General features: G+C 49.1%; 17 protein-coding genes. 5 read left to right on the top strand and 12 right to left on the bottom strand.

Translation table 11 applies throughout. The annotated features are described in order from the left end of the window. Nucleotides 1-12 precede the first annotated feature (12 nt). Nucleotides 13-816 carry an aminoglycoside phosphotransferase family protein gene (locus tag K9N75_RS02680; RefSeq protein WP_224452203.1) on the bottom strand — a complete coding sequence of 268 codons (804 nt, stop codon included), beginning with the start codon at nt 814-816 and terminating at the stop codon, nt 13-15. Between the two features lie 130 nt (nt 817-946). On the opposite strand from K9N75_RS02680, the gene ytfE reads away from it, so the two are divergent. Beyond that, nucleotides 947-1,618 (top strand): iron-sulfur cluster repair protein YtfE, encoded by a 672-nt coding sequence (gene ytfE / locus K9N75_RS02675; RefSeq protein ID WP_224452202.1) that lies wholly within the window; start codon nt 947-949, stop codon nt 1,616-1,618. Between the two features lie 294 nt (nt 1,619-1,912). On the opposite strand, the gene bamJ is transcribed toward ytfE, so the two are convergent. Then, on the bottom strand, nt 1,913-2,533 hold the full coding sequence (bamJ, locus tag K9N75_RS02670; protein WP_004093653.1) for a BamJ family beta-barrel-assembly machinery protein: 621 nt from the start codon (nt 2,531-2,533) through the stop codon (nt 1,913-1,915). 247 nt (nt 2,534-2,780) lie between these two features. Between bamJ and K9N75_RS02665 the strand changes: the two genes are divergently transcribed. Continuing rightward, on the top strand, nt 2,781-3,473 hold the full coding sequence (locus K9N75_RS02665) for an OapA family protein (protein WP_224452201.1): 693 nt from the start codon (nt 2,781-2,783) through the stop codon (nt 3,471-3,473). Here K9N75_RS02665 and K9N75_RS02660 read toward each other — a convergent pair. The 5 genes from K9N75_RS02660 to rpsF form a co-directional block, all read right to left on the bottom strand. Next, nucleotides 3,470-3,832: a DUF488 domain-containing protein gene (locus tag K9N75_RS02660; protein WP_008814856.1), complete on the bottom strand. Its 363-nt coding sequence runs from the start codon at nt 3,830-3,832 to the stop codon at nt 3,470-3,472. The genes K9N75_RS02665 and K9N75_RS02660 overlap by 4 nt on opposite strands. Nucleotides 3,833-3,962: 130 nt before the next feature. Further along, a complete protein-coding gene (rplI, locus tag K9N75_RS02655) occupies nt 3,963-4,412 on the bottom strand; it encodes a 50S ribosomal protein L9 (RefSeq protein WP_004093647.1) in 450 nt (149 codons plus the stop codon). A gap of 39 nt (nt 4,413-4,451) precedes the next feature. Continuing rightward, on the bottom strand, nt 4,452-4,679 hold the full coding sequence (gene rpsR / locus K9N75_RS02650; RefSeq protein ID WP_000135199.1) for a 30S ribosomal protein S18: 228 nt from the start codon (nt 4,677-4,679) through the stop codon (nt 4,452-4,454). A gap of 4 nt (nt 4,680-4,683) precedes the next feature. Next, nucleotides 4,684-5,001 (bottom strand): primosomal replication protein N, encoded by a 318-nt coding sequence (priB, locus tag K9N75_RS02645; protein WP_008814855.1) that lies wholly within the window; start codon nt 4,999-5,001, stop codon nt 4,684-4,686. An 8-nt stretch (nt 5,002-5,009) separates the two neighbouring features. After that, nucleotides 5,010-5,408 carry a 30S ribosomal protein S6 gene (gene rpsF / locus K9N75_RS02640; RefSeq protein WP_004093642.1) on the bottom strand — a complete coding sequence of 133 codons (399 nt, stop codon included), beginning with the start codon at nt 5,406-5,408 and terminating at the stop codon, nt 5,010-5,012. Nucleotides 5,409-5,784: 376 nt separating this feature from the next. Between rpsF and K9N75_RS02635 the strand changes: the two genes are divergently transcribed. Then, a complete protein-coding gene (locus tag K9N75_RS02635) occupies nt 5,785-6,060 on the top strand; it encodes a YdgH/BhsA/McbA family protein (RefSeq protein WP_004093640.1) in 276 nt (91 codons plus the stop codon). Between the two features lie 148 nt (nt 6,061-6,208). Here K9N75_RS02635 and yjfP read toward each other — a convergent pair whose 3' ends face one another. Beyond that, nucleotides 6,209-6,958, bottom strand: a complete 750-nt coding sequence (gene yjfP, locus K9N75_RS02630) for an esterase (RefSeq protein WP_039187853.1) — start codon at nt 6,956-6,958, stop codon at nt 6,209-6,211. Nucleotides 6,959-7,137: 179 nt separating this feature from the next. On the opposite strand from yjfP, the gene bsmA reads away from it, so the two are divergent. Together bsmA and K9N75_RS02620 are read left to right on the top strand one after the other, a co-directional pair. After that, nucleotides 7,138-7,446 (top strand): biofilm peroxide resistance protein BsmA, encoded by a 309-nt coding sequence (gene bsmA, locus K9N75_RS02625; protein WP_004093636.1) that lies wholly within the window; start codon nt 7,138-7,140, stop codon nt 7,444-7,446. Between the two features lie 172 nt (nt 7,447-7,618). Continuing rightward, complete coding sequence (locus K9N75_RS02620) at nt 7,619-7,894, top strand: YdgH/BhsA/McbA family protein (RefSeq protein ID WP_008814853.1); 276 nt, start codon at nt 7,619-7,621, stop codon at nt 7,892-7,894. Nucleotides 7,895-7,904: 10 nt separating this feature from the next. On the opposite strand, the gene K9N75_RS02615 is transcribed toward K9N75_RS02620, so the two are convergent. The 4 genes from K9N75_RS02615 to nsrR all read right to left on the bottom strand — a co-directional run bounded on the left by K9N75_RS02615 (nt 7,905) and on the right by nsrR (nt 13,571). Then, nucleotides 7,905-9,539, bottom strand: a complete 1,635-nt coding sequence (locus K9N75_RS02615) for an isovaleryl-CoA dehydrogenase (RefSeq protein WP_224452200.1) — start codon at nt 9,537-9,539, stop codon at nt 7,905-7,907. Nucleotides 9,540-9,697: 158 nt separating this feature from the next. After that, the gene (rlmB, locus tag K9N75_RS02610) at nt 9,698-10,432 is read right to left on the bottom strand and encodes a 23S rRNA (guanosine(2251)-2'-O)-methyltransferase RlmB (RefSeq protein WP_061059257.1); all 735 of its coding nucleotides are present in this window, start codon (nt 10,430-10,432) and stop codon (nt 9,698-9,700) included. 119 nt (nt 10,433-10,551) lie between these two features. Next, entirely contained in the window at nt 10,552-13,104 is a 2,553-nt protein-coding gene (rnr, locus tag K9N75_RS02605; RefSeq protein ID WP_224452199.1) for a ribonuclease R, read from the bottom strand. Nucleotides 13,105-13,145: 41 nt separating this feature from the next. Beyond that, the gene (gene nsrR / locus K9N75_RS02600; protein ID WP_008814850.1) at nt 13,146-13,571 is read right to left on the bottom strand and encodes a nitric oxide-sensing transcriptional repressor NsrR; all 426 of its coding nucleotides are present in this window, start codon (nt 13,569-13,571) and stop codon (nt 13,146-13,148) included. Nucleotides 13,572-13,724 lie beyond the last annotated feature (153 nt).

The following is a 13,724-nucleotide window of genomic DNA, read 5'->3' as shown; positions in this document are numbered from 1 at the left end:
TAGTGGGGGCTTTTAGCAACCCATTTCATCTGCCGCTAGCTTAGCAATAGCCATTCTGCCGGCAAATAAATCCAAATCATCGTCTTCTAAGAACCACGCGGCAGACAAACCGGCATGAGCCATAATCCACATCAACAATCGCTGTTTTTCGATTTTTGCCGTTTGGGTCACCACCTCTAATCGGCGTAAAAATCGTGGCCGCTTCGTCGCGATTGATAGCTCTGGATTGCAAAATAAGTTGGCATAGTCATAGCCGCGTTCACCGTATAAACCTTTGGGATCGATTGCCAACCAGCCACGCGCTTCGAAATTCAAAATATTGCCATGATGAATATCACCGTGCAGCACCACTTCCTCAAGGGGGTCTGAAAGTAGCTGCTCAGCCATTACTCCACAGAGAGACAACAGCGGATCGTGGCTTTGTAGCACGGCAATGCGCAATGCGCCGAAACGCTGGGATAACGTTTCCAATGGCGGCGCTTGGTATGTTCGAGCACGATGCAAACGAGATATCACGCGGCAAATAATTTCGCTTGCCTCATCGTCTTGGCCATTATTAACCATGCTCATCAGGTTTTGCGTACCACATGCACGCTCCATCAGCAAAGCGTCATCCTGCCGCGCCACCACTTGAGCCGCGCCGTCTCCGTCCCACCACTGCATCAGTTCAGCACCGCGGCGCTCCTCTTCTACCCCTGCCAGTTTCAACATCAGAGGTGCGCCATCACATAATACCGGCAAGAGTTGAGCGTTATGTGTCTTAATCAGCTCGCCATCGACCTGCAAATTCCACAATGTTAGCCAGTGGGTAAACATCTAAACTCCTCACCTAAAGTTTGTATCAGTATTGCAAAACCCAGAACAACCCCCAAAGAGTTATGGCTTATTTTATAAAGTGCATTTAAAATGCATTTTATAAATTTTAGGTACTCAGAGGAAGTTCATCATGGCACTACGCGATTTATCACTGGGCGAATTAGCAATTACCATTCCACGCGCCACCCTTCTGTTCCGCCAGCATGACATGGACTTTTGCTGCGGTGGCAAACAAACGCTGCTACGTGTGGCGACCAAGAAAAACCTCAATGTCGATGAACTCGAGGCTGCGCTGGAAAACCTAAAAAATGAACTAAATAATGAAACCGCGCACGACTGGCGGAATACACCGCTAGCAGAAATTACGCCATTTATCGTTAAGCGCTATCACGATCGCCACCGCGAACAACTGCCTGAACTGATTCTTATGGCCGAAAAGGTTGAACGAGTGCACGCTGAAAAACCTGCCTGCCCAAAAGGCTTAGCTAAACAGCTGAACCTTATCTACCAAGATCTCAGCCAGCATATGATGAAGGAAGAACGTATTTTATTCCCACTGATTGAACAGGATATGGGGGCTCAAGCCGGTGGCCCCATTTCGGTAATGGAAAGCGAGCATGATGAGGCTGGAGAACAGTTAGAAGTGATCAAATTCCTGACAAACAACGTCGTTCCACCTGAAGGTGCATGCAATACCTGGCAGGCACTGTATGCAGGCATTAATGAATTCATTAGCGATCTGATGGAACACATCAGCCTCGAGAATAACCTGCTATTCCCACGCGCGCTGCGTGGCGAATGAAACCATTGCCCTACCGTTTAAAAAAAGCAAAAAGCCGGAAAATACCTAATACTGGTTACTTAAGCACGATTTTAGGGGAAGTACACCGATGGGGTCGTAGCAGCTTTAGCTGCCGACAACTTTGCAGGGAGCAAAGTTGAACAACGCTTTAGCGTTGCCCCTTAGGGGGGAACACATGAATGTGTTCCATAACCGCCCCACGGTGTGCTAGCCCCGAATATCTCAATCTCTTAAACAATCAGCCTTAGGCAAATGCCGGCTTTCGTCTTATTCAACGCTGCTTAATCGCCTGACTTACAGGATTTCCAGCAATTCAACGTCAAATACCAATGCGCTGTATGGCGGGATTGCTGCACCTGCGCCGCGTTCCCCATAAGCTAAGTTATGCGGGATATACAGCTGCCATTTTGAACCGACTGGCATCATGGTCAGTGCTTCAATCCAGCCAGGGATCACGCCATTAACTGGGAACTCAGCAGGCTGGCCACGTTCAACAGAACTATCAAATACGGTACCGTCAACTAAACGCCCCGTATAGTGAACACGCACCTGATCCTGACGAGCCGGAATAGTACCTTCGCCTTTTTCTAGCACTTTGAACTGCAGGCCAGATTCAGTAACGGTGACATCATCATTCTTGGCATTCTCTTCCAAGAATTTCTGACCCGCTTCCGCTAAACCTTTCTGCTGTTCACGACGTACCGCATCAGCACGCTCGTGGATCTCACGCAGCGCACGATGAACGGCTTCAACAGGAACCGCCGGAGCATTCCCCTCCATCGCATCACGCAGGCCTGCCAACAGGGCTTCAGGCTGTAAACCTTCCAGACCAGACTCATTCAGCTGCTGGCCGACTTGCAGACCAATCCCATAACTTGCTTGCGCTTCTATACTGTCAAAAGAAGGGGTCGACATGGTGTTTCCTTTAATCTTTAAAATGTAGAAGGCGAAGCATAGCAGCGCTTGAGCCTAGGGTAAAATCTTGCATCCAGAAGGATGACTTTTGTCGAGTAAAAAGAAACAATAACAGTTCATTTACTTGATAAGATAAATGCAGGTTATTACACCCGTTCTGTATATATTCATTTTCAGAGTATTAACCTGTCATTTCGCGTCGATTTTCTCTACGCTAACGACTAAGGCACCATCAAGAGAGGTCATCATGGGCAGAATCACGCCCAGAAGAAGAAGAAGAAGTACGAGGGTTTATCAACCCATGTTGCGTACATGGCTCAACCTACGTCAGCGGAACTCCCCAGCACTACTGGAGCCGCAGGATCAGGAAACGGAGCGTCCTATGTCTTCCAAACTGTCAGATAAGCTGAAAGTCGTTACACAGCATCTCTATAACCTGTGGCATATGCCTGACCGTTTCGATTGGATGGAGCCTTTACCCCCTTTCCACCGCCGCTGGGTGATTGTCGCCACAGTGGTACTTCTGCTGTCACTTCTCTGGCCTTATTCAGATCCCCAAGACTTACGTTATTCACCTGAACCACAGCAGGAAAACGAAGTCCCTATGCAAGCGGGTATGGATAACAATGACGCTCCTCCACCGCCGCGAGTAGAGAATACGAGCCAAGCCGAGCAAAATGGCTGGCAGGAGTATCATATTCAAGCAGGGCAAACCTTGGCTCAGCTTTTCCGCGACAACCAATTGAATGTCAATGATGTCTTTGCGATGGCACAGGTTGAAGGCAACGATAAACCACTGAGCAATTTAAAAGCGGGACAGGACGTTGAGATTCAGCATAATGCGCAAGGACAAGTGATTGCGTTAAAAATTAAAACCATTAGCAACGAGCAAATTGAGTTCCGTCGCGAGGCTGATGGCAGCTTCCGCCGTATTCGCTAAGATTTCACTCTTTCCAACAGATATTCACGCAGCACAATGGCCTGATTGTGCTGCTCATCTCGACTACCGTACAGCAGCGTGAGTGGTTCGCCACGTTTTAAAATGGCGAGCAAAGCATCTCTGGCATCATTAGCGTCAAGCTCAGCGCGATATAAAACACCAAACTCATCCCAAGACACCCGTTGTTCGTGAAACGCATGGCGAAGATCGCTGCTGGGTGCAACGGTTTTAAGCCACTCAACGCCCTCAAGACGAGCCTTGGAAATACCACGGGGCCATAGGCGATCGGTCAGAAATGTATTGGCGGGATATGGGGGGTGGGCATCATAAACGCGAGCTACATGGATAACGGCTGACATGAGATCCTCCTGAACAGAACTCATCATAGTCTACGCCGTTTTTCTATTTGGGGATAACCAGAATAGAATGCAAAACGCCGGCACAAGGCCGGCGCTTTGACGAGTTACATCGTTAACAGCTTTTCAGCTATTACTCTGCAACTACAACGACATTCAGCTGTGCGAATACGTCGCTGTGTACTTGGAAGTGAACTTCGTGATCACCAACAGTACGCAGAACGCCATTCGGCAGGCGAACTTCGCTTTTCGCTACCTGAACACCGGCTGCAGTAATTGCATCAGCGATGTCACGAGTACCGATTGAACCAAACAGTTTGCCTTCGTCACCCGCTTTAGAAGCGATGGTTACAGCACCCAGTTCGTTGATCTTAGCAGCACGAGCTTCAGCAGCTGCCAGAACGTCAGCCAGTTTGGCTTCCAGTTCAGCACGGCGTGCTTCGAAGAACTCGATGTTTTTCTTAGTTGCAGGAACAGCTTTGCCCTGTGGAACCAAGAAGTTACGTGCGTAACCTGCTTTAACGTTAACCTGATCACCCAGGCTACCCAGGTTTGCTACTTTATCAAGCAGAATAACTTGCATTACCTTATCCTCTTAAAGTCGTTAATGGACAGCAGCCGATTACTGATGACGATCAGTATATGGCAGCAGAGAAAGGTAACGTGCGCGCTTGATAGCACGAGCCAGCTGACGCTGGTACTTCGCACGGGTACCGGTGATACGGCTTGGTACAATCTTACCGCTTTCGGTGATGTAGTTTTTCAGCGTAGCGATATCTTTATAGTCAATCTCTTGAACGCCTTCCGCGGTGAAACGGCAGAACTTGCGACGACGGAAATAACGTGCCATATGGCTAGTCTCCAGAATCTATCAATTCAATCTGCTCGGCATGTAACACTAACTTGGTCAAACCATTGCGGCCTTGATGGCTACTAATGAAACCTTGAACCGTTAGCATACTGCCGACCGTTAATCTGTGGGTAGTTGCTTGAAATGCTTGTCCGCTAACAATCACAGGCATTCTGCACCATGCTTGTCGGCTAAATCCGGCTTCCTGCTGTATCGACCTGTGCTCAAGCACAAACTGACAGTGCGGGATCCCAGAGGGACTGACCTTTCGAATGGGAACTTTGCACACTGTGCCAGTCAAAACCAGACGATTTGAGGTCATTGCAGCAATTACTCTTCAGAATCCCCAGCATCAGCATCATCAGCGGTTTCGTTAGCGAAGTCTTCGCGGCGATCGCCACGACGTTCGTCTTTCGCTTTAACCATTGGTGAAGCTTCGGTTACCGCGTGTTTAGTACGCATAACCATGCTACGGATAACGGCGTCGTTGAAGCGGAAGTTAGTTTCCAGCTCATCGATCGCTTCCTGCGGAGCTTCAACGTTCAGCAGAACGTAGTGGGCTTTGTGCAGTTTGTTGATCGGGTAAGCCAGCTGACGGCGGCCCCAGTCTTCCAGACGGTGAATCTGACCAGCAGCGTTAGTGATGGTTGCACTGTAACGCTCGATCATGCCCGGAACCTGTTCGCTCTGGTCAGGATGGACCATAAAAACGATTTCGTAATGACGCATCGAATTGCTCCTTACGGATTATTCAGCCTCCTGATAGGGTCAGCCGCGGCCCATGGAGGCAAGGAACGTGTTTGTGTGCGGCTGAAAAATGACGCGTAATCATACTTGCGTGGGGTAGGAAACTCAAGGCAATTGGTGAAATTATTGTCGAGAATAAGTCAGGTCTAGATTTATAGCTCGAGTGAGCTGGATCAGGTATCCCGCATTTATGGTTAAAGACATTCAGTTTTTTTGAATTTATAGAGCAAAAAATGTAGCTATCAATTGAATAAATGAGGACTAAACTAGTTATATCGGCAACGGATAATGCTGTTCACATCACACGTGCTTTACGAAAAGTTATTCAACGTATATCAATAAGATTGAGGAGAATCCGATGAAATCTATCATCGCCCTCGTGACGACATTAACCCTGTTTGCCGCCACCAACGCACTCGCAGCAACTGAGATTACAGGCCGTCAGGCAAACTCGCTGATTGCCAATCAATACGCAGTTGTCAGCGTAAACCATGACGTACAAAACGTGCAGGAAGCGCTACCGCAACTACAGCAGGAAGCTGTCGCTCAAGGCGCAAAATATTATCAAGTGATTGTAATGCATGAGCCTGAAAGCAACGGTCAGATGCACGTCAGCGCAGCTCTGTTCCGCTAAAATAGGTTTCTATTAGAACAAACGACGCGTGCCACACCAGAGAAAAACCCAGCAAAAATTGTGACAACCCTGCCAATAATAACAACGAAAACATCGCTACGTTGCCCCTTATGACACCCATCATACGGGGCTTTTTTTCACCTTATACTTATAGATGGCGAGAGAAAAACTGCACGCCCACATCTAAGGCAGAAACCGTAATTTTATGCCCAATGGAGGCTTCCGTTTCAAAGCGAATATGTTCCAGCAAACGGTGTTCCGCCAGATCGCGAATTAAACGCCGACTCTCCTCGGCTGGCACCAAATCATCAGCCAAACCATGCCAAATAAGTAATGGCTTATCTGCCAATTTTTCCAACTGGTGACTAACGTCATATTCGGCTAAAAAGCCCAGCTCAGCGCTAAGTCGTTGGCGATCTTCAACGGTTTTTACGTCAAACGGCGGGAAGAGCGTTTGTGACAAGGATTCGAAATAACCCGAGCCCATAAATGATGCTGCGGCCTGAATCCACGGATAGCGCACCTTTGCTCCCAGCGTCGTCATTCCTCCCAAGGATGCACCGCACACGCCAACCCGATCGTCCAAGATTAAACCCTGCCGCTGATAATGCTGATAAATGGCAGGCAGTTCATCTATGTTTGATCTAAGAATGTTCCAGAAATGAGCCATACGGTATGCCTCGTCGCCGTTAAAACGCGAACCGTGCAAATTGGCCTCAGGCAAAATAACGCGAAAACCCGCCTTCGCAAATGCATAACCAAAATAGGAATACACTTCTTTAGAAGAGGTAAAACCATGATAGAAAAAGAGAGTTGGTAAAGGCTTCCCCTGCTTACCCGCCGGCGCGGCATGCAAAACAGGAAGCCCATCGACCACTTCATCAAACATCTCAATCATTCTTTTATCCTCCCGAGTTTTGCGATTAAGTGACAAATAATGAGCCGGAGGCTGAGCAGAAACAATCACTTCTGGTTCTAAGTTATGAACTACTGATGAATTCCCGCGTGCTTACTGGTCATTTCCGCGTCATACAGGATACAATTGAAAGACTTGCCTAACTACCGCAGGCCATCAGGATGAAAAAAATTAAACTTTCCCTCGTAATCCTCTTTACGCTGTTTTTAACCGCCTGTGGCGTGATGAACAGCAAACCCGTTCCACCACCAGCGCCGAGCTCACACGCACAGGAAATTCGTCGCGATCAAACCAGCACGCTAACACGCATGAGGACAATAAGTGCTCAGGTATATGGCAGTCCAATGAATGCTCAAGAAGTACTGCAAAAACAAGCCGATGAAGCTGGTGCAACTTACTATTACGTGATCATGGTGGATGAAACCGGCGTGCCGGGACAGTGGTACGCTCAAGCCATTTTATATAAATAAAACTGCAGGTTTTATTTAACAAATTTTACACGGTATCGATAAAAGTCTACGCGTTCTGTCTCATTATTAGGCAAAGTGCGTAGACTTTTTTTTATGATCACGGTGTTATGGAGACGTTAACACACCTTAATATTTTAATCTGGATGATGAAATAAGCATAAGGAGTTCGCTGATGAATAGATCCCCTGTACTCACTACCCTGCTGCTTTCTATTGGCTTAATCAGCGCAACCGCTCAATCCGCGGAAAACGTGAATGCCGATCTCACCACAGGGCTAAACCAAGTCGGCGTGATCTCAGTACAAGGGGTTGTGGGCGAACCTCACGATGTCGAGCGCCTCATTGCACTAAAAGCCGATGAGCAAGGAGCGAGCTACTACCGCATCCTGAGCATGGACGAAAATATGCCGCAGCATACTTGGCATGTCACAGCGGCACTCTATAGTTAACGTGGGGCTTCTAGCAGCCAAGTCCCATCGCGCGCTGTAACAAAAGATCCTGAGTTCGATTATCGATCACCCTTGCACCATCAGATGAGTGATATTGCTGACACCACGCCTCTGCCACCTCTGTAGGCGCAAAGCGCAGCAGTTGTGCCGCTGCATTAATATTAAATAACTCATCGCTGATGATTCGAGCTTCTGCTTCACTTGGATTATGCAGTCGCTTGAGCAAATTTCGCCAAGCTTTATCCAATAACACGTTCTGTCCTTTTACGTCAGCCAGCTCCAGACTCAGCATCTCCTCCATGTGCGGATTTTTACGCCATACCCTTAATACGTCTAAGCACATGATATTGCCAGAACCCTCCCAAATACTGTTCACCGGAATTTCTCGATACAGACGAGGCAGTTCACTTTCTTCGCAATAACCTATACCTCCTAAAGCCTCCATCGCCTCAGCAACAAAGGGGATACCTTGCTTACAAACAGCAAATTTGGCCGCAGGCGTCATCAAACGACCAAACAGCCTTTCGCCTTGGACATCAGGCATCTCTAAAGAGCGGCAGAGCCTAAATAACAGCGAGGTTTGCCCTTCTAGCCTGAGTGCCATTTTAGCGAATACCTGACGCATCAGCGGCTGCTCTGCCAATGATTTGCCAAATGCTTGCCGTTGTAAGGCATGATAAAAAGCAACGGTGAAAGCTCTACGCATCAGACCGTGGCTGCCGAGCGCGCAATCAAAACGAGTCGCACTTCCCATCTGTAATATCAGACGTACACCATCACCCTCATCGCCCAATAGCCAACCAGTGGCATCCTGAAATTCAACTTCAGCGCTGGCATTTGAGCGATTACCCAACTTCTCTTTCAGCCTTTCGATGCGAATCGCGTTACGCGTTCCATCAGGAAGAATACGAGGAACAAAAAAGCAGGAAATACCACCGCTGGCCTGAGCCAAAATTAGGTGAGCATCACTTTGAGGTACGGAGAAGAACCATTTATGCCCGACTAGACGGTAAGGCTTGCCACTCCCCTGACCTTCCAGAGCGATTGCCTGTGTCGTGTTGGTGAGGACATCTGAACCGCCTTGTTTTTCCGTCATTCCCATCCCAATCAGCAAACCCTTTTTCTGCTCAGCGGGCAGTGAGTGTGGATCATAACGATTGGATGCCAATCCCATCAGCCAGCCATTCATTGACGTAGGCAGGCATTTTTGCAGCAGCGGGATAGCACCAAATGTCATGGTTATCGGGCACAGCGTGCCAGCCTCAACCTGACTATGCAGTAAAAAACGCGCTGCGCGTGCGGCGAAAGATCCGCTAACCGCATTGTTTTGCCAAGGTAAGTTATGCACCCGATTTTCTGTCAGTCCCTGCATCAACATATGCCACGATGGATGGAAACGCACCTCATCCACACGGCGACCAGCTGCGTCATATCGTAAAAGCTCTGGTGGATTGGCGTTCGCCATCCGACCAAGTTCGAGTGACTCGGCAGATCCAAGTTGCAGACCAACGGCGCTGAGTAAAGCGCTATCCCATCCCGCCTGCTCGCGGACAACGGCCTCTTGCAAAGGGGTATCGGAAAGATAAAGATTACTGTTACTTAGGGGATTGGGTTGATTAAAAACCGTATGCGTTTGCCACGTCATAGTCATAGTCCCTAACGTCGCCCCACCAACAGGGCTAGGTCTCTAAGTATGATCGCTTAGGCTGTTTTTGCTGGTAGTCACTTCACAAAAGAAATTCATAAAAAAAGGTGGCCACAGCCACCCTTACAAAAACTCGCGTAGTTTTCAGCACTGAAAAACTATCCGCGCTGACGCACAGCCTCGAACAAACAGATACCGGTCGCAACAGAAACGTTCAGAGAAGAAACGCTCCCCGCCATCGGAATGCTGATCAGCTCATCGCAATGTTCACGAGTCAAACGACGCATGCCATCACCTTCAGCGCCCATCACTAGCGCCATTGGGCCAGTCATTTTGCTTTGATATAGATTATGATCTGCTTCACCCGCAGTGCCAACGATCCAGACATTTTGCTCTTGCAGGAAGCGCATAGTACGCGCCAAGTTAGTCACACGGATCAACGGAACAGTTTCCGCGGCACCACAGGCGACCTTCTTGGCAGTTGCATTTAGCTGTGCGGAGCGATCGCGTGGCACAATAACCGCATGCACACCTGCGGCGTCCGCGCTACGCAAACAGGCGCCCAAATTGTGCGGATCGGTTACGCCGTCCAGAATCAATAGGAATGGCGGCTTATCCAGATTTTCCAGCAACGCAGGTAAATCATTTTCCTGATACTGACGCCCTTCGCGCACACGAGCGATAATGCCCTGATGCACTGCGCCTTCCACTTTCTCATCCAGCCACTGACGGTTTGCCACCTGGATGACGATGCCCATCTGCTCAAGTTCTGCAATCAATGGCATCAAGCGACGATCTTCGCGTCCCTTCATCACAAAGACTTCAAGAAAACGCTGTGGATCGCGTTCAAGCAGCGCTTGAACTGCGTGAATACCGTAAATCATTTCGCTCATAATTTTAAAACGCTATAACGTCAGCCGCCTGTGTCCGAGCTTTCGCACAGGCACAGGCGGGAATTTAACTTTAGGCAGTAAATAGTGAAGCATTACTGCCTGTTATTTAAATCAAACTATCACTCTGCAGCTTTTTTCCCAGCACGTTTGGCCTTGGTTGCCGCCGCAATTTTCTTGGTTTTCGCCGAAACTTTTTTAGCTTTTGGCTTAGTGCTAGTCAGATCTTTATCTTTGGCATTTTTCGCCGGCTTGGCAGGTTTGCCGGATTTATCAATTTTCACTGATTTATCCTTTTTCCCTGTGCCCGCTTTACCCGCTCTCGCGGGCTTACCGTCTTTATCTTTACGGAATGCACTATCCGGTTCGAAATTAGCAGGCATCTTACCACCGCGGCGCGGCCCACGAGAAGGCGCTTTGTCTTCTCTTAGAGTACGTTTAGCGCGATCTTTCTCGGTTTTACCTGCACCACGCGGAGTGCGCGTGCTAGAAAGCAGAACAAAATCAATCTTACGCTCGTCCATATGCACAGCGTCGACGCGGATTTCCACCTTGTCGCCTAAGCGATAGGTTTGACCGGAAGATTCACCTATCAGTCGCTGTCCTACATTGTCGAAACGATAATAGTCGTTGTCCAGCGCGGACACATGCACCAAGCCATCAATGAACAAGTCGTCCAGACGCACAAAGAAGCCAAAACCGGTCACGCTAGAGATAATACCGGTGAAGGTTTCTCCGACATGATCCTGCATGAAGTCACACTTCAGCCAATCAGCTACGTTACGGGTGGCTTCATCCGCACGGCGCTCTGTCATAGAGCAGTGTTCACCCAGTTGCAGCATCTGCTCTTCGTTGTAGTGCCAACCGCCGGTTTTAGTCCAACCAGCATGGTCGCCACCGTGTTCTTTCGCCAACAGATACTTGATAGCACGATGTAGGCTAAGGTCCGGATAACGGCGGATCGGAGAGGTAAAGTGGGCATACGCCGACAGAGCTAAACCAAAGTGACCACGGTTTTCTGGATCATATACCGCCTGCTTCATGGAACGCAGCAACATCGTTTGCAGCATTTCGTGGTCAGGGCGATCGGCAATTTCATCCATCAGATCGGCATAATCTTTTGGCTCAGGCTTCATACCGCCGCCCAACGTTAGACCCAGCTCGCCCAGCACGCTACGCAGCGAGGTCAAATGATCGTCGCTTGGACGGTCATGGATACGGTACAAAGCCGGTTCTTCGTTTTTCTCTACAAAACGTGCAGCGGCAATATTCGCCAAAATCATGCACTCTTCAATCAGCTTATGCGCGTCGTTACGTACGGTGGGTTCAATACGCTCGATGCGTCGTTCAGCGTTGAAGATGAACTTGGCTTCTTCGGTCTCAAACGCAATACCGCCACGCACTTCGCGTGCATGATCCAGTACTTTGTAAAGGTTGTGCAACTCTTCCAGCGGTTTAACCAACGGACGATAGTGCTCACGCAGGTCCTCATCCCCCGCCAGAATATGCGCGACTTTAGTGTAAGTCAGACGAGCATGTGAGCTCATCACCGCTTCGTAGAATTTAAACGACGTCAGGCGACCTGTTGCAGAAACGGTCATCTCACACACCATGCACAGACGATCGACCTGTGGGTTTAGCGAACATAAGCCGTTCGACAGCACTTCCGGCAGCATAGGGACAACCTGCGACGGGAAGTAAACCGAGTTACCACGGCTACGCGCTTCATGATCCAGAGCGGTATTTGGGCGCACGTAGTAGCTTACGTCAGCAATCGCTACCCATAAACGCCAACCACCACCGCGTTTTTTCTCACAGTAAACCGCGTCATCAAAGTCACGGGCATCTTCGCCATCGATAGTCACCAACGGCAAATCACGCAGATCAACACGACCTTTTTTCGCCGCTTCAGGCACCTGCTCGCTTAAATCAGCGACCTGCTTCTCCACTTGTTCAGGCCAAGTATGTGGGATTTCATGGGTACGCAGAGCGATATCCACCGCCATGCTGGTGCCCATATTGTCGCCTAGGACCTCAACAATTTTCCCCACGGCTTTAGTACGACGCGTTGGGCGTTGCGTCAGTTCGACAACGACCACATACCCCATGCGAGCACCGGCAATCGAGTCAGGCGGGATCAATATATCAAAACTTAGGCGGCTATCATCTGGCACAACAAAACCAACGCCAGCATCAGTGAAATAGCGGCCAACAATTTGGCTCTGCTTAGGCTCAAGCACACGTACGATGCGAGCTTCGCGACGCCCTTTTCGGTCGGTACCAACAACCTGTGCCAGCACGACGTCGCCGTGAATGCAAAGCTTCATCTGTTCTGAAGAGAGGTAGAGATCGTCACGATCTTTGCTTCCTTCAATGCGAATGAAACCGTAGCCATCACGATGGCCAATAACGGTTCCCTTCTTCAAATCAAGACGTTCTGGCAGCGCATAGCACTGACGTCGGGTGAAGATGAGCTGTCCGTCGCGTTCCATCGCTCTCAGACGGCGTCGCAGAGCTTCTAAATCCTCTTCGCTGGTCAGATTTAGTTCACGCGCGATCTCCTCACGGCTAACGGGCGTGGTGTGCTGCGACAGATGCGTCAGGATAAACTCGCGGCTTGGGATCGGTGAGGCGTACTTCTCTGCTTCGCGTTCCTGGAAAGGATCTTGTGACATTGCGGTTCCTCCGTAGTCATCAGCAATTGCCGCTGAATTGATTATTCAACCAGCAGCAACTTATAAAGCGGTGAGTTTTCTTCAATTAAATCGGCCAGAGTGCATTGATCCAACTCGGCCAGAAAAGCCTGCGTGGCTTTTTGCAGAACTTGCTTCAAGCGGCAGGCTGTCGTGATATGGCAAAACTCGTGAGAGCAGTTAACTAGCGTTAAGGGCTCAAGCTCTCTCACCACATCACCAATACGAATATCTTTCGCTGCTCGTCCTAAACGAATGCCTCCGTTCTTACCTCGAACGGCGGTGACAAAGCCGGCACGACTCAGCTGATTAATAATTTTAACCATATGGTTGCGAGATACGCCGTAAACATCGGTGACTTGGGTGATGTTTGTCATCTGATCGGCGGGCAGGGATGCCATGTAAATTAGCGCCCGTAAACCAAAATCAGTAAAACTTGTTAACTGCACGGCGACCTCTGAGTCTAGCTTGGCGTTATCTCACGATAACCCAGCATAAAAACGAATTAATCATAGAGATCAATTTCGGGGATTCATCCCAAAAACAGATCTATCTATTTGGATAATAAACCAGCCACAGCAAAAGCGACTAGCTATTTAAGC

The organism is Hafnia paralvei, assembly GCF_020150375.1.
Lineage (GTDB): Bacteria > Pseudomonadota > Gammaproteobacteria > Enterobacterales > Enterobacteriaceae > Hafnia > Hafnia paralvei.
Note: the sequence above shows the minus strand (reverse complement) of the source record. Positions and strands in the feature narration are given on the sequence as shown.

Bases quoted from the DNA above. Each gene is read 5' to 3' on its own strand.
- K9N75_RS02680 (WP_224452203.1), bottom strand. From the start codon at position 816: ATGTTTACCCACTGGCTAACATTGTGGAATTTGCAGGTCGATGGCGAG.
- ytfE (WP_224452202.1), top strand. From the start codon at position 947: ATGGCACTACGCGATTTATCACTGGGCGAATTAGCAATTACCATTCCA.
- bamJ (WP_004093653.1), bottom strand. From the start codon at position 2,533: ATGTCGACCCCTTCTTTTGACAGTATAGAAGCGCAAGCAAGTTATGGG.
- K9N75_RS02665 (WP_224452201.1), top strand. From the start codon at position 2,781: ATGGGCAGAATCACGCCCAGAAGAAGAAGAAGAAGTACGAGGGTTTAT.
- K9N75_RS02660 (WP_008814856.1), bottom strand. From the start codon at position 3,832: ATGTCAGCCGTTATCCATGTAGCTCGCGTTTATGATGCCCACCCCCCA.
- rplI (WP_004093647.1), bottom strand. From the start codon at position 4,412: ATGCAAGTTATTCTGCTTGATAAAGTAGCAAACCTGGGTAGCCTGGGT.
- rpsR (WP_000135199.1), bottom strand. From the start codon at position 4,679: ATGGCACGTTATTTCCGTCGTCGCAAGTTCTGCCGTTTCACCGCGGAA.
- priB (WP_008814855.1), bottom strand. From the start codon at position 5,001: ATGACCTCAAATCGTCTGGTTTTGACTGGCACAGTGTGCAAAGTTCCC.
- rpsF (WP_004093642.1), bottom strand. From the start codon at position 5,408: ATGCGTCATTACGAAATCGTTTTTATGGTCCATCCTGACCAGAGCGAA.
- K9N75_RS02635 (WP_004093640.1), top strand. From the start codon at position 5,785: ATGAAATCTATCATCGCCCTCGTGACGACATTAACCCTGTTTGCCGCC.
- yjfP (WP_039187853.1), bottom strand. From the start codon at position 6,958: ATGATTGAGATGTTTGATGAAGTGGTCGATGGGCTTCCTGTTTTGCAT.
- bsmA (WP_004093636.1), top strand. From the start codon at position 7,138: ATGAAAAAAATTAAACTTTCCCTCGTAATCCTCTTTACGCTGTTTTTA.
- K9N75_RS02620 (WP_008814853.1), top strand. From the start codon at position 7,619: ATGAATAGATCCCCTGTACTCACTACCCTGCTGCTTTCTATTGGCTTA.
- K9N75_RS02615 (WP_224452200.1), bottom strand. From the start codon at position 9,539: ATGACGTGGCAAACGCATACGGTTTTTAATCAACCCAATCCCCTAAGT.
- rlmB (WP_061059257.1), bottom strand. From the start codon at position 10,432: ATGAGCGAAATGATTTACGGTATTCACGCAGTTCAAGCGCTGCTTGAA.
- rnr (WP_224452199.1), bottom strand. From the start codon at position 13,104: ATGTCACAAGATCCTTTCCAGGAACGCGAAGCAGAGAAGTACGCCTCA.